The 13,921-nt window shown below is 67.0% G+C and carries 15 protein-coding genes and 1 other RNA gene; 7 read left to right on the top strand and 9 right to left on the bottom strand.

The genetic code is table 11. The annotated features are described in order from the left end of the window. Positions 1 to 10 precede the first annotated feature (10 nt). Together EV675_RS22505 and EV675_RS22500 are read right to left on the bottom strand one after the other, a co-directional pair. On the bottom strand, positions 11 to 358 hold the full coding sequence (locus EV675_RS22505; protein WP_130359964.1) for a Rap1a/Tai family immunity protein: 348 nt from the start codon (positions 356 to 358) through the stop codon (positions 11 to 13). Between the two features lie 70 nt (positions 359 to 428). Beyond that, positions 429 to 752 (bottom strand): hypothetical protein, encoded by a 324-nt coding sequence (locus tag EV675_RS22500; protein ID WP_130359962.1) that lies wholly within the window; start codon positions 750 to 752, stop codon positions 429 to 431. 130 nt (positions 753 to 882) lie between these two features. Between EV675_RS22500 and EV675_RS22495 the strand changes: the two genes are divergently transcribed. After that, positions 883 to 1,302 carry a GNAT family acetyltransferase gene (locus tag EV675_RS22495; RefSeq protein ID WP_130359960.1) on the top strand — a complete coding sequence of 140 codons (420 nt, stop codon included), beginning with the start codon at positions 883 to 885 and terminating at the stop codon, positions 1,300 to 1,302. A gap of 184 nt (positions 1,303 to 1,486) precedes the next feature. On the opposite strand, the gene ssrA is transcribed toward EV675_RS22495, so the two are convergent. The 6 genes from ssrA to EV675_RS30205 all read right to left on the bottom strand — a co-directional run bounded on the left by ssrA (position 1,487) and on the right by EV675_RS30205 (position 5,800). Further along, positions 1,487 to 1,907: a transfer-messenger RNA gene (ssrA, locus tag EV675_RS22490) on the bottom strand. A 73-nt stretch (positions 1,908 to 1,980) separates the two neighbouring features. Further along, positions 1,981 to 2,646, bottom strand: coding sequence for a phosphoglycolate phosphatase (gene gph / locus EV675_RS22485; RefSeq protein ID WP_130359958.1), 666 nt, complete (start codon positions 2,644 to 2,646; stop codon positions 1,981 to 1,983). Continuing rightward, positions 2,643 to 3,368, bottom strand: coding sequence for a bifunctional 2-polyprenyl-6-hydroxyphenol methylase/3-demethylubiquinol 3-O-methyltransferase UbiG (gene ubiG / locus EV675_RS22480; protein ID WP_130359956.1), 726 nt, complete (start codon positions 3,366 to 3,368; stop codon positions 2,643 to 2,645). Before ubiG ends, gph begins: the two co-directional genes overlap by 4 nt. Positions 3,369 to 3,553: 185 nt before the next feature. Further along, entirely contained in the window at positions 3,554 to 4,195 is a 642-nt protein-coding gene (gene ompA, locus EV675_RS22475; RefSeq protein ID WP_130359954.1) for an outer membrane protein OmpA, read from the bottom strand. A gap of 98 nt (positions 4,196 to 4,293) precedes the next feature. After that, positions 4,294 to 5,646, bottom strand: a complete 1,353-nt coding sequence (locus EV675_RS22470) for a TRZ/ATZ family hydrolase (protein WP_130359952.1) — start codon at positions 5,644 to 5,646, stop codon at positions 4,294 to 4,296. 25 nt (positions 5,647 to 5,671) lie between these two features. Next, positions 5,672 to 5,800, bottom strand: a complete 129-nt coding sequence (locus EV675_RS30205) for a hypothetical protein (RefSeq protein WP_278044773.1) — start codon at positions 5,798 to 5,800, stop codon at positions 5,672 to 5,674. Here EV675_RS30205 and gyrA point away from each other — a divergent pair. From gyrA to aroA, 5 genes are read left to right on the top strand one after another with little or no spacing between them, the layout of a single operon-like run. After that, positions 5,799 to 8,432, top strand: coding sequence for a DNA gyrase subunit A (gyrA, locus tag EV675_RS22465; RefSeq protein WP_130359950.1), 2,634 nt, complete (start codon positions 5,799 to 5,801; stop codon positions 8,430 to 8,432). The two genes, EV675_RS30205 and gyrA, sit on opposite strands and share 2 nt — an antisense overlap. A 10-nt stretch (positions 8,433 to 8,442) precedes the next feature. Next, positions 8,443 to 9,573, top strand: a complete 1,131-nt coding sequence (gene serC, locus EV675_RS22460; protein ID WP_130359948.1) for a 3-phosphoserine/phosphohydroxythreonine transaminase — start codon at positions 8,443 to 8,445, stop codon at positions 9,571 to 9,573. Then, positions 9,566 to 10,648, top strand: a complete 1,083-nt coding sequence (gene pheA, locus EV675_RS22455) for a prephenate dehydratase (RefSeq protein ID WP_130359946.1) — start codon at positions 9,566 to 9,568, stop codon at positions 10,646 to 10,648. The genes serC and pheA overlap by 8 nt, the downstream gene beginning before the upstream one ends. A 14-nt stretch (positions 10,649 to 10,662) precedes the next feature. Next, complete coding sequence (locus EV675_RS22450; RefSeq protein WP_130359944.1) at positions 10,663 to 11,589, top strand: prephenate dehydrogenase; 927 nt, start codon at positions 10,663 to 10,665, stop codon at positions 11,587 to 11,589. 2 nt (positions 11,590 to 11,591) lie between these two features. Beyond that, complete coding sequence (aroA, locus tag EV675_RS22445) at positions 11,592 to 12,923, top strand: 3-phosphoshikimate 1-carboxyvinyltransferase (RefSeq protein WP_130359942.1); 1,332 nt, start codon at positions 11,592 to 11,594, stop codon at positions 12,921 to 12,923. On the opposite strand, the gene EV675_RS22440 is transcribed toward aroA, so the two are convergent. Then, entirely contained in the window at positions 12,899 to 13,114 is a 216-nt protein-coding gene (locus tag EV675_RS22440) for a DUF2061 domain-containing protein (RefSeq protein WP_130359940.1), read from the bottom strand. The genes aroA and EV675_RS22440 overlap by 25 nt on opposite strands. Positions 13,115 to 13,216: 102 nt before the next feature. Between EV675_RS22440 and cmk the strand changes: the two genes are divergently transcribed. Next, on the top strand, positions 13,217 to 13,912 hold the full coding sequence (gene cmk / locus EV675_RS22435) for a (d)CMP kinase (protein WP_130359938.1): 696 nt from the start codon (positions 13,217 to 13,219) through the stop codon (positions 13,910 to 13,912). The last annotated feature ends 9 nt before the right edge of the window (positions 13,913 to 13,921 follow it).

The following is a 13,921-nucleotide window of genomic DNA, read 5'->3' as shown; positions in this document are numbered from 1 at the left end:
CCCGCGATGTCTATTGCTTGCAGGGGTAGGCTTCCCCCAGCGCGTTCACCAGTATCACCACGGCGGGCAGGCCGTGATCCTGCGGCCGGCTGGCCAGCCGCTCCCGGAAGAGTTCGACCGTGCGGCCGGTCGACACGTTGCCGGGCGCGCAGAACGGCAGCGGCGTCCGGGTGGCCATGGACTGGACACGCATGCCATCGATCGCGCCCATCACGAAGGAAGAGCAGCCCAGCGAGGCTTCGCCGCTTGCGCCCGGGGCGCATTGTTCGTTCCAGAACGCGCCCGTCCAGGGCTCGGCGGCATGGGCCGGCAGGACCGCCAGCGTGGCGAGCAACAGCAGGGGAGCGGCGATTTTCATGGCAGTGATCGGTAAGGCGCAGGCTTTGCGGAGCCGGGCGCAATGGAGTCGGAAAGAGGACGCGCGGCCCTCATTTGGCGCAGTTTGCGCGTGCCTGGTCGACATCGATCTTCCGCGTTTCCATGATGCGCACGAGTTGCGAGGTGGCGGTCAGGCAGGCATTGGCGGCTGGCGCGGCGGTGCGCGGTCCGGCGTTCGGCGCGCCGGGCAGCGAGGGCAGGGACGGCGCTGCCGGCACCGCGCGCACTGCCGATTGCGCGCGCGCCTCGCAATAGGCGGCCTTCAGATCGGCATCGCTCATGGCTTTCAGTTCGTCGTCGGTGCGCGGCATGCACGAGGCCATGGCATTGTGCGCGGCGAGGGCGCCGGCGGCGAGGAGGGCGAGTCTCAGCATGGCGGTCCTGTATGGAAAGGGGTATTCGCGATCCTGGACGGGTCCGGCGCGAGCACGGACTGCCGTGGCAATGGCCGATAGTATAAAAGTCATTCTCGACCAACCCTACTTTCGCAGCGACCACGAAAACATGCTTATCCGCGCCTACCGGACCGCCGACGAAGCGGCCATCATCGCCCTGTGGCAGGCCTGTGGCCTGACCCGGCCATGGAACGATCCCAGGAAAGACATTCAGCGCAAGCTCACCGCGCAGCCCGAATTGTTCCTCGTCGGGGAGTCCGAGGGCGCACCCATCGCCTCCGCCATGGTGGGCTTCGACGGGCATCGCGGCTGGGTGTACTACCTGGCGGTGCATCCCGGGCATCAGCGATGCGGTCATGGCAGGCGGCTGATGGCCCATGCGGAGCAGCTCCTGGTCGAGCGGGGCTGTCCGAAGATCAATCTGCTGGTGCGTACCGCGAACGGCGCGGTGGTCGATTTCTATCGAGCCCTGGGATATGTGCAGGACGAGGCGGTCAGTCTGGGCAAGCGGCTGATTCCCGATCTGTAACGGCCGATGGTTGCCCGATGGTAGTCAGCACGATCACCTCAAAGAACCGATAAGACCGGCGCGGACGTGTTTCCATTCCACGGGAAATCGTTTTGGATTCTTTGCAATCTGCCGTCGAATAACCAGCCGGCGCAGAAAAGAAAAACCCCGTGGATGGGAAATCCACGGGGTTTGTCAGGGGAGTTGGTGGAGCCGGCGGGAATTGAACCCGCGTCCGGAAGCCCTCTACAGACAGTTCTACATGTGTAGTCGATCTATTTGGATTTAACCGTGTGCTTAGCCAACCGACAGGCCGGCACACAGCGATTCACGTAGTTTAAGCATGAACCGTGTGACCCCAGTCCATACCGATTCCTTGAGAATGACACTGCTGCGGTTCAGAATCAGCTGCTTCGGGGGTTATGGCCCTAGACAGGGATCCTTAGGAAAGTTGCCCTTCCTCCGCCCGACCCAAGGACAGATCGGTGCAGCGGCTCACCGCTTAAGCGGCGAGAGCGAAACGCTCGTCGTTGGCGTTTATTTGCGTTCCAGTGGTTTAACGAGCTTACTGGTGCTCGACATGCCCTGTTCTGCTTCGCGACCCCCGTCGAAACCGGTACGGCCCCTTGAGGAGGATTGTATCCCATATGGAGGCATGGGGCGGGTTTTCAAGAGGGGCCAGCCCCATGGCCCCAGGCGTCATGCCGGCAGCAGGCGCCGTATCGCGGGCAGCAGGGCCGCAACCGAGTCGACGACCGCGTCCGCCCCCCAGGACTCGACGGGTACGCCGTTGCCGCAATAGCCATACGCGGTGGCGATGGTCTTCATGCCCGCGGCCTGGCCGGCAATGATGTCGCGCTGGTCGTCGCCCACGTACAGGCAGTGCTGCGGCGCGATGCCGACTTCCCGCGCTGCATGCAGCAGCGGTTCGGGGTGGGGCTTGGAGTAGGCGGTGGTGTCGCCGCAGACGACCACGGCGCTGTGCTGCTCGAGCGCCAGGTGGCGCACCAGCGGCGTGGTGAAGCGGGTGACCTTGTTGGTGACGATGCCCCACGCCCAGCCTTCCTGGACGAGATTGGCCAGCAGGTCTTCGACGCCGGGGAAAAGCACCGTGTGCACGGCGATGTTGGCGGCGTAGTCGTCCAGGAACTGTTGCTTGCACGCCTCGTATTCGGGGGCGTCGGGCGTGAGCCCCAGGGCCACGCCCAGCAGGCCGCGCGCGCCGTGCGAGGCCATGGGGCGCAGTTGCTCGTAGGGCAGGGCGGGCAGGCCGCGGCGCAGGCGCTGCTGATTGGCGGCCGCGGCCAGATCGGGGGCGGTATCGGCCAGGGTGCCGTCGAAGTCGAAAAGAACCAGCGGTTTCATGAGCGTATCGTCGCCACCATGTAATTGACGCTGCTGTCGTTGCTCAGCTTGTATATCTTCGTCAGGGGGTTGTATTCCAGCCCCTTGATGGCCGTTGCTTCCAGCCCGGCCTGCCGGGCGGCGCCCAGCAGTTCGCTGGGACGGATGAAGTGCTCGTAGCTGTGCGTACCCCGCGGCACCAGGCCCAATATGTATTCGGCGCCCAGGATGGCAAAGGTAAACGATTTTAAATTGCGATTCAGTGTGGAGAAAAAGACACGGCCGCCGGGTTTGACCAGCGAGGCGCAAGCGTGAATCACGGATTCCGGATCCGGCACGTGTTCCAGTAATTCCATGCAGGTCACGATATCGAAAGCGGCGGGCTGGTCGGCAGCCAGCTGTTCCACACTGATATTGCGGTATTCGACCTTCACGCCGCTTTCCAGGCTGTGCAGCCTGGCGACCTTCAGCGATTTCTCGGCCAGGTCGATACCGGTAACCGTTGCGCCGCGCGCCGCCATGCTTTCGGCCAGTATTCCGCCGCCGCATCCGACGTCCAGCACGGATTTGTTGCCCAGCCCCCCCGCCATCTGGCTGATCCATTCCAGGCGCAGGGGGTTGATGGCGTGCAGCGGCTTGAATTCGCTTTGCGGGTCCCACCAGCGCGAGGCCAGGGCGCTGAACTTGGCCAGTTCGGCCGCATCGGCATTGACGGGCCGGGATTCCTGGGCGGTGGTCGTCATGACGGACTCCATGTGACAGCACAAGAATGCCCCCCACGCTTGCCGCTGCGCGGCGGGGCTGCCCCCCGAGGGGGCGCTTTTTGCCTTGGGGCGGCCCGGCGGCAAAAAAACAAACCCCGCAGAGCGGGGTTTCAGCCGGCGATATCCCGAAGGATACCGCCGGAATCCAACTGGCAGGCAGTGGATTACTTGTTGCGCGTACCCACGACTTCGACTTCCACGCGGCGGTTCTTGGCGCGGCCGGCGGCGGTCTTGTTGTCGGCGATGGGCTGCTTCTCGCCCTTGCCTTCGGTGTAGACGCGGTTGGCTTCGATGCCCTTGCTGACCAGGTAGGCCTTGACAGCTTCGGCACGACGGACCGACAGGCGCTGGTTGTAGGCGTCGGTGCCGATCGAGTCGGTGTGGCCGACGGCGATCACGACTTCCAGGTTGATGCCGCGGATCTGGTTGACCAGCTCGTCCAGCTTGACCTTGGCTTCGGGCTTGACGACGGACTTGTCGAAGTCGAAGAAGGCGTCAGCCGAGTAGGTGACCTTCTGGCTGACCGGAACGGGCACGGGTGCCGGGGCCGGGGCAGGAGCGGGGGCGGGAGCCGGGGCAGCGGCGGGCGCAGCGACCTTCAGCGCGCCATCGCAGGACGGATCAGCGGTGGCGGGGGTCCAGAACCCATTGCGCCAGCACAGGCCGGTAGCGTTCTTGACTTGCACGCCGAACGCGGATTGCCAGTTGTCGTTGACCTTACCGGCTTGAGCAGAGGCCACGCCCGAGGCCGTCACGGCAGCGAAGGCGAGCGCCAGAGAGATTCCAATTTTGGAGCGTTTGTTCATGTTTCTCCTCTTAGCTTGAAATGAAACTCGCAGCGAACCCCCGCCGCAACATGGATATACATGCCCAGTATAGCATTGCGGTTGTTCTCTCATGCCACTCACTCCTGGGATAAGTAAGTGTTTGTGCCAGAAATCACACCGGCTGCACGCAAGCGCCACTGCGATATCCGGGACATTATCCTTTCGAGATCGCTTTTTGATGTTGAATTGGCGAGTTGTAGCTTTTTCGCAACTGATTGGCCACCGACCCAGACCTCTTCCACGTCCTCCCTGCCGGCCGCGTAGACCACGTGGGAAACCGGGTCGAATACCGGCGCGAGCCGGGCGGAATCGAGCCGGATCGCCACCAGGTCGGCGTATTTGCCCAGTGTGATCGAGCCGATTTCGCGGTCCCAGCCCAGCGCCTTCGCGCCGCCCAGGGTGGCCGCATGCAGCGCCCGGTGAGCGGGCAGCGCCCGCGCATCGCCGCTGGCCCCTTTGGCCAGCAGGGCGGCCAGGCGCAGCTCCGACAGCATGTCCAGGCGGTTGTTGCTGGCGGCGCCGTCGGTGCCTATGCCGAGGTTGACGCCGGCCTCGAGCAGGCCGGCCACGGGCGCGAAGCCGCTGGCCAGCTTGAGGTTGGAGGCCGGGCAATGGGCCAGGCTGACGCCGTGGGCGGCCAGCAGCGCGATGTCGTCAGAGTCCAGGTGCACGCCGTGCACGGCCACCAGGCGCGGGGACAGCAGGCCGAGGTGGGCCAGGCGCTCGGTGGGGCGCATGCCGTGCGTGGCCAGGGCTTCCTGCACTTCCTGCCGGGTCTCGTGCAGGTGGATGGCGATGGTCAGGTCGGCCTCTTCGGCCACCGCGGCCAGGTGGCGCAGCATGTCGTCGCCCACCGTATAAGGGGCGTGCGGGGCCAGCATGACGCGCAATCCCGGCTCGCCGCGATATTTTTCGTGGGCCGCCAGGGCCTGGGCGAGCATCTCCTGGGCGGGGGGCGCCCCGGGTATCTCGAACACGGTGCCGCCCACCGCCGCGCGGATCCCCATCGACAGCGCGGCGCGGGCGACCTCTTCGGGATGGAAGTACATGTCGGCGCAGCAGGTGGTGCCGCCGGCCAGCATCTCGGCGAAGGCGAGGGCGCTGCCGTCGTAGACGAAATCGGCCGACATCAGCTTGCGTTCCAAGGGCCAGATGCGCTCCTGCAGCCAGGCCATGAGCGGCAGGTCGTCGCCGGCGCCGCGCAGCAGGCTCATGGCCGCGTGCGTGTGCAGGTTGACGAAGCCGGGCAGCAGGGCGCAGCCGGGCAGGGCGCGTTCGGCGGCGTCCGGATGCCGGCCGCGCAGGACGGCGTGCGGTGCGATGTCGGCGATCCGGCCGTCGCGCACGGCGATGCCGTGGCCGGCCAGGACGGCTCGGTCGGGTTCGACGGGAATCAGCCAGTCGGGAAGCAGCAGGGTGGTCGAGGCCATGGACGGGTCGGGGGGCGGGCGGGCCCTAAGCATAACGCCAGGCCGGGGTGATAAACTCCCAAGCTTCGCCCGCCGTTCGTTCGCAAGCTGTTTTGCCCTCGCGAAATGCCTTGCGAGCGGGATGCGACAACACCTCTTGAAGCAGCTTGCCCATGGATTCCTTCGCCAAGGAAACACTACCGATCTCTCTTGAAGAGGAAATGCGCCGCAGCTACCTGGATTACGCGATGAGCGTGATCGTCGGCCGCGCGCTTCCCGACGTCAGAGACGGTCTGAAGCCCGTGCACCGGCGCGTGCTGTACGCGATGCACGAACTGAACAACGACTGGAACCGGGCCTACAAGAAATCGGCCCGTATCGTCGGCGATGTCATCGGTAAGTACCACCCGCACGGCGACCAGGCGGTCTACGACACGATCGTGCGCATGGCGCAGCCTTTCTCGCTGCGCTACATGCTGGTCGACGGCCAGGGCAACTTCGGGTCGGTCGACGGCGACGGCGCGGCGGCCATGCGTTACACGGAAATCCGCCTGGCCAAGATCGCGCACGAGCTGCTGGCCGACATCGACCAGGAAACGGTGGACTTCGGGCCCAACTACGACGGCAGCGAGAAGGAACCCCTGCTGCTGCCGGCCCGCCTGCCCAACCTGCTGGTCAACGGCAGCTCCGGCATCGCCGTGGGCATGGCCACCAACATTCCGCCGCACAACCTGGCCGAGGTCGTCGACGGCTGCCTGTACTGCCTGCGCAATCCCGAGTGCACGGTGGACGAGCTGATCGAGATCATCCCCGCCCCCGACTTTCCCACGGGCGGCATCATCTATGGCATGTCCGGCGTGCGCGAAGGCTATCGCACCGGCCGCGGCCGCGTGGTGATGCGCGCCAAGACCCATTTCGAGGACGTCGAGAAAGGCGGCCGCCAGGCCATCGTGGTCGACGAGATCCCGTACCAGGTCAACAAGCGTTCGCTGCTCGAGCGCATCGCCGAGCTGGTCAACGAGAAGAAGGTCGAGGGCATCTCCGACATCCGCGACGAGTCCGACAAGGACGGCATGCGCGTCGTGATCGAGCTCAAGCGCGGCGAAGTGCCCGAGGTCGTGCTCAACAACCTCTACAAGAACACCCAGCTGCAGGACACCTTCGGGATGAACCTGGTGGCGCTGGTGGAAGGCCAGCCGCGCCTGTTGAACCTGAAGCAGATGGTGGAGTATTTCCTTGCGCATCGCCGCGAGGTCGTGACCCGCCGCACGGTGTTCCAGCTGCGCAAGGCGCGCGAGCGCGGGCACGTGCTCGAAGGCCTGGCCGTGGCGCTGGCCAACATCGACGATTTCATCGCCATCATCAAGGCGGCGCCGACGCCGCCCATCGCCCGCCAGGAACTGATGGCCCGCACCTGGGACTCGTCGCTGGTGCGCGAGATGCTGACGCGCGCCGAGGCCGACACGGCCGGCGGCCGCGGCGCCTATCGTCCCGAAGGCCTGCCCGAGGAATTCGGCATGCAGGGCGACGGCCTGTACCGCCTGAGCGATACGCAGGCCCAGGAAATCCTGAACATGCGCCTGCAGCGCCTGACCGGCCTGGAGCAGGACAAGATCGTGGGCGAGTACAAGGACGTGATGGCCAACATCGCCGACCTGCTCGACATCCTGGCCAAGCCCGAGCGCGTGACCGTCATCATCGGCGACGAACTGTCGGCCATCAAGGCCGAGTTCGGCACCGACACGAAGGACGTCCGCCGTTCGCAGATCGAACTGAACGCGACCGAACTCGACACCGAGGACCTCATCACCCCGACCGACATGGTGGTGACGCTGTCCCATTCGGGCTACATCAAGAGCCAGCCGCTGTCCGAGTACCGTGCGCAGAAGCGCGGCGGACGGGGCAAGCAGGCCACGGCCACGAAGGAAGACGACTGGATCGACCAGCTCTTCATCGCCAACACGCACGACTCCATCCTGTGCTTCAGCAACCGCGGCCGCGTGTACTGGCTGAAGGTCTGGGAAGTGCCGCAGGGCACCCGCAACTCGCGCGGCCGGCCCATCGTCAACATGTTCCCGCTGTCCGAAGGCGAGAAGGTCACGGTGGTGTTGACCGTCAAGGCCTATAGCGAGGACCACTACGTCTTCATGGCCACGGCCAAGGGCACGGTCAAGAAGACGCCGCTGTCCGATTTCTCGAATCCGCGCAAGGCCGGGATCATCGCGGTGGACCTGGACGAGGGCGACTACCTGATCGGCGCCTCGCTGACCGACGGCAAGCATGACGTGATGCTGTTCTCCGACGCCGGCAAGGCCGTGCGCTTCGACGAGAACGACGTGCGTCCCATGGGCCGCACCGCCCGCGGCGTGCGCGGCATGATGCTGGAGGACTCGCACACGGTGATTTCGCTGCTGGTGGCCGAGAACGAGACCCAGAGCGTGCTGACCGCGACCGAACATGGCTACGGCAAGCGCACGCCCATCGGCGAATACACCCGCCATGGCCGGGGCACCAAGGGCATGATCGCGATCCAGACGTCCGAGCGCAACGGCAAGGTCGTGGGCGCCGTGCTGGTGGATCCGGCCGACGAGATCATGCTGATCACCACCGGTGGCGTGCTGGTGCGCACGCGCGTCAGCGAGATCCGTGAAATGGGCCGGGCCACGCAGGGCGTCACGCTGATCAACATCGACGAAGGTACGCACCTGTCGGGCGTGCAGCGCGTGGTCGAGTCCGACACCGAGGAGCCCGAAGGCAGCGGCGCCGACGCCGAGCCGCAGGCCCCGTCTTCCAGCGAGGCCGAATAAGGCGGCTGCCATGAATCGACCCTATAACTTCTCGGCCGGACCGGCCGTACTTCCCGAGGCCGTGCTGCAGCAGGCGGCGGCCGAAATGCTGGATTGGCACGGCAGCGGCATGTCCGTGATGGAAATGAGCCACCGCGGCAGGCACTTCGAGCAGATCTGCGACGAGGCCGAGGCCGACCTGCGCGAACTGCTCTCGATTCCGGACGACTACGCCGTGCTGTTCCTGCAGGGCGGCGGGCTGGGCGAGAACGCCATCGCCCCGATGAACCTGATCGGCCTGCGCGCGGCGCATGCGGCCGACTATGTGCTGAGCGGTTCGTGGTCGGTCAAGTCCTGCGCGGAAGCCCGGCGCTACGGCGACGTGGCGGTGGCGGCCACGGCCGAGCAGGCCGCCGTCGTGGACGGCGCGCAGCAAGGCCCGTGGACCTACATGCCGGACCCCGCCTCCTGGCGCGTGCGCCCGCAGGCGAGCTATCTCCACCTGTGCAGCAACGAGACCATAGGCGGCGTCGAATTCATGGACTGGCCGGACCTGGCCGCGCTGGGCGCGCCCGACACCGCGCTGACCGTGGACGCGTCCTCGCACATCCTGTCGCGGCCCATGGACGTGCGCCGCGCGGGGCTGATCTACGCCGGCGCGCAGAAGAACATCGGACCGGCCGGCCTGACCATCGTCATCGTCCGCAAGGACCTGCTGGGCCACGCGCTGCCCATCTGTCCGTCGGCGTTCGACTACACCATCGTGGCCAAGGAGCGCTCGCGCTTCAACACGCCGCCCACCTATGCGATCTACATCGCCGGGCTGGTGTTCAAGTGGCTCAAGCAGCAGGGCGGCGTGGCGGCCATGGAAGCCGCCAACGTGGCCAAGGCCGGGCTGCTGTACGACTACCTCGATGGTTCCTCGTTCTATCGCAACCCGGTGCACCGGCCCGTCCGGTCGCGCATGAACGTGCCGTTCATGCTGCGCGACGATGCGCTGAACGCGCCGTTTCTGCAGGCGGCCGAAGCCGCGCACCTGCTGCAGCTCAAGGGGCACAAGAGCGTGGGCGGCATGCGCGCGTCCATCTACAACGCGATGTCCATCGAGGGCGTGCGCGCCCTGGTCGACTTCATGAAGGAATTCGAGCGCAGCCATGGATGACGATCTGCAAAAGAAGCTGGGGCCGCTGCGCCAGCGCATCGACGCCATCGACGCCCAGGTGCTCGAGCTGCTGTCCGAGCGCGCGCGCACGGCGCAGGCGGTGGGCATGGCCAAGGAACACCACGCCGGGGCCGTGTTCCGGCCCGAACGCGAGGCCCAGGTCATCCGGCGGCTGCAGGAGCTCAACGCCGGGCCGCTGCCCGGCCAGGCGCTGTCGGCGATCTGGATGGAGATCATGTCGGCGTGCCGCGCGCTGGAGCAGCCCGCCCGCGTCGCCTATCTCGGTCCGCAGGGCACCTATTCCGAGCAGGCCGTGCTGGCGCATTTCGGCCATGCGGTCGATGCCATCTCGTGCGGCACGATAGACGAGGTCTTCCGCTCGGTGGAAACCCGCCGCGCGGACTTCGGCATCGTCCCGCTGGAGAACTCCAACGAAGGCGCCGTCAATCGCACGCTGGACCTGTTGCTGTCCTCGCCGGTGAAGGTGCTGGGCGAGCGTTCGGTGGCCGTGGTGCAGTGCCTGATGACCCAGAGCGGCACGCTGGACGGCGTGAGCGTCATCCGTTCGCATCCGCAGTCGCTGGCGCAGTGCCAGGGATGGCTGTCCGATCATCATCCCGAGCTGGCCCGCGCGTCGGCGGCCAGCAATGCCGAGGCGGCCCGCCTGGCGTCCGAGGACCCCACCGTCGCGGCCATCGCCAGCGAGCAGGCGGCGCAGCGCTGGGGGCTCAAGATCGTGGCCTCGGGCATCCAGGACGATCCGCACAACCGTACCCGTTTCCTGGCCATCGGCCATCTCGAGACCACGCCCTCGGGCCGCGACAAGACCAGCCTGATCCTGGCCGTGCCCAACGAAGCGGGCGCGGTCTACCAGATGCTGGCCCCGCTGGCCGAGAACGACGTGTCCATGACGCGCTTCGAATCCCGCCCGGCCCGCACCGGCCAGTGGGAATACTATTTCTACGTCGACATCGAAGGCCATCGCCAGGATCCCAAGGTCGCCAAGGCCCTGGCCGCGCTGCAAGCGCGCGTGGCGTTCTTCAAGGTGCTGGGGTCGTACCCGGTATCTGCTTGAGCGGAGACCTACCCATGTCGCATCCGGATTCGGCTCGGGGAACCCCAGGTTTCCCGCGGCCCCTGGTGCCGGTGCTCGCGGTCGTGGGCGTGGGGCTGATCGGCGGCTCGTTCGCCGCCGCGCTGCGGCGGGCGGGGCAGGTGGGCGAGGTCTGGGGCGTCGGCCGCCAGGCCGCGACGCTTGAACAAGCGCTCGAACTGGGCCTGATCGACCGGGCGGTCTCGCTGGAAGACGCCGCGCGGGCCGATCTGGTCCTGATGGCCGTACCGGTGGGCGCGACGCGCGCGACCCTGGACGGCCTGGCGCCGCACCTGGGGCCGGACACCATCGTCACCGATGCCGGCAGCACCAAGATGGACGTGGTGCGCGCCGCGCGCGAGGCGCTGGGCGCCCGCATCGGCCAGTTCGTGCCGGGCCATCCGATCGCCGGCAGCGAACGAAGCGGTCCGGCCGCCGCCTTTCCCGACCTGTACCGTGGCCGCACGGTGATCCTGACGCCGCTGGACGAGAATCCGCCCGCCGCCGTCGACCTGGTCGAACGGGCGTGGGCGACCTGCGGCGCCGAGATCCGGACGATGCGTCCGGGCGAACACGATACCGTGCTCGCCTCGGTCAGCCACGTGCCGCACCTGCTGGCCTTCGCCTACATGGCCCAGGTCCTGGAAGCCGCCGATGCGGGCCTGCGGCTGGATCTGGCCGGCAGCGGTTTCCGCGACTTCACCCGCATCGCCGGCGGCTCGCCCGATATGTGGCGTGACATCTTCCTGGCAAACCGCGACGCCATGATGCAGGAGACCGCCGCCGTGCGGCGGGCCCTGGATGCCTTCGAGCAGGCCATGAGCGAGGGCGACGAGGCGCGCCTGCGAGCCATGCTGGAGGCCGTGTCGGCGTCCCGGCGCGCCTGGCGGGCCGGGCAGCCATCCCCCGATACGAACGAATGACCATGACCGATTCCCCCCGCCATCCGCCGTACCTCGACCTGGCCCCGGCGCGGCACGCGCGGGGCGCCATCGACCTGCCCGGCTCCAAGAGCATTTCCAACCGCGTGTTGCTGTTGTCGGCACTGGCCGAGGGCTCGACCCGCCTGACCGGCCTGCTCGATTCGGACGATACCCAGGTCATGCTGGCGGCCCTGCGCAAGCTGGGCATCGCGATCACCGCGGGCCCGCGTCCCGACGAAGTGCTGGTCGAGGGCGCCCGGCGCTTTCCGGTCGGCCAGGCCGACCTGTTCATGGGCAACGCCGGCACGGCCATCCGTCCGCTGACCGCGGCGTTGGCGATGATGGGCGGCCTCTATGTGCTGCACGGCGTGCCGCGCATGCACGAGCGGCCCATCGGCGACCTGGTGGACGCGCTGCGCATGCTGGGCGCGCGCGTGGCCTACCAGGGCCGCGAGGGCTATCCGCCGCTGTCGCTGGGCTGGGGCGAACTGGACCTGTCCCGGCCGGTCAAGGTCAACGGGTCGGTCTCCAGCCAGTTCCTGACCGCGTTGTTGCTGGCCGCCCCGCTGGCCACCCAGGCCACCGGCCGGGGTTTCGTGGTCGAGGTCGAGGGCGAGCTGATTTCCAAGCCCTATGTCGAGATGACGCTGAACCTGATGCGCCGCTTCGGCGTGACGGTCGAGCGCGACGGCTGGCGGCGTTTCACCGTGCCTTCGCAAGCCGCCTACCGGTCGCCGGGCCATATGCTGGTCGAGGGAGACGCCTCGTCGGCTTCCTACTTCCTGGCCCTGGGCGCGATCGGCGGCGGACCGGTGCGCGTGACCGGCGTCGGCCGCGACAGCATCCAGGGCGACGTGGCGTTCGCCGATACCCTGGCGGCGATGGGCGCCCAGGTCGAGATGGGGCCGGACTGGATAGAGACGCGCGGCGTCAAGGTGGCCGAAGGCGGTCGCTTGAAGGCCTTCGACGCGGATTTCAACCTGATCCCGGATGCCGCGATGACGGCGGCGGTGCTGGCCCTCTATGCGGACGGGCCGTGCCGCCTGCGCAACATCGCGAGCTGGCGGGTCAAGGAAACCGATCGCATCCATGCGATGCAGACCGAGCTGGCCAAGCTGGGCGCGACCGTGACGGCCACGCCGGACAGCCTGACCGTGACGCCTCCGGCCACCTGGACGCCGGCCGAGATCGGCACCTGGGACGACCATCGCATGGCCATGTGCTTCTCGTTGGCAGCGTTCGGCCCCGTGGGGGTGCGCATCCTCGATCCCGGCTGCGTGAGCAAGACCTTTCCTACGTATTTCGACGTCTACGCGGGACTGGTGGGGGCCTGAGGCGCGGCGGCCAGGTGCCCGGCGCGCCGGCCCCGGTCCCAGAACTTGTCGAAGAAATAGTGCACGACGGTGTTGACGGCCGGTTCGATGAAGGTGACCGCGCCGCTCAGCGCCACGCTGCCGGTAATAATGTAGGTGACACTGAACGAGGTCACGATGTGCAGGCCGCCAAAGGCAAGGGTCTTGGCCATTGCCGTCTTCCTTGATTGGTAATGAGAATCGTTATTGAATTGTGCGTCCATTTCTGTCGCGGCGCCAATTGATCGATACGATAAAAACGATAGGTTTCATAAATGAATGGTTCCACCGTCCCCATGATCGCCATCGACGGGCCGACGGCCTCGGGCAAGGGCACCATCGCGGCGCGGGTGGCGGCCCAATTGGGTTGGCATCTGCTGGACAGCGGGGCCCTGTACCGCCTGACCGCGCTGGCCTGCCTGCAGCAGGGCGTCGCCGCGGATGACGCCCAGGGTGCGGCCGCCGCCGCGGCGGCGCTGGACGTGCGCTTCGTCGCCGACGGCGTCTTCATGGCCGGGCGCGACGTCAGCGCCGACATCCGCCGCGAGGAAGTCGGCAACATGGCTTCGCAAGTCGCGGTATTGGCACCGGTGCGGGCCGCGCTGCTCGACCGCCAGCGCGCGTTCCGGTGCGCGCCGGGACTGGTGGCCGACGGCCGGGACATGGGGACGGTTGTTTTTCCGGATGCCGACCTCAAGATATTCCTGGTGGCCAGCGCCGAGGCGAGGGCCCAGCGACGCTATAAACAGTTGATCGAAAAGGGTTTTTCGGCTAACCTCTTAACCCTTTTGCGCGATCTGGAAGCGCGCGATGCGCGCGATACGCAACGGGCGAATGCGCCACTGGCCGCCGCCCACGATGCCCTGGTGCTCGATTCCTCCCACCTCACCATCGACCAGACGGTCGAGCAGGTGATGAGCTGGTGGGGCGAGCGTTCGGGCGCAGCACGCAGTACAGGCCCTCAGCAATGAGGTATTGCA

The organism is Pigmentiphaga kullae (genome assembly GCF_004216695.1).
GTDB lineage: Bacteria > Pseudomonadota > Gammaproteobacteria > Burkholderiales > Burkholderiaceae_B > Pigmentiphaga > Pigmentiphaga kullae.
The sequence above is the reverse complement of the archived record's forward strand: the minus strand, read 5'-3'. Positions and strand labels throughout refer to the sequence as shown.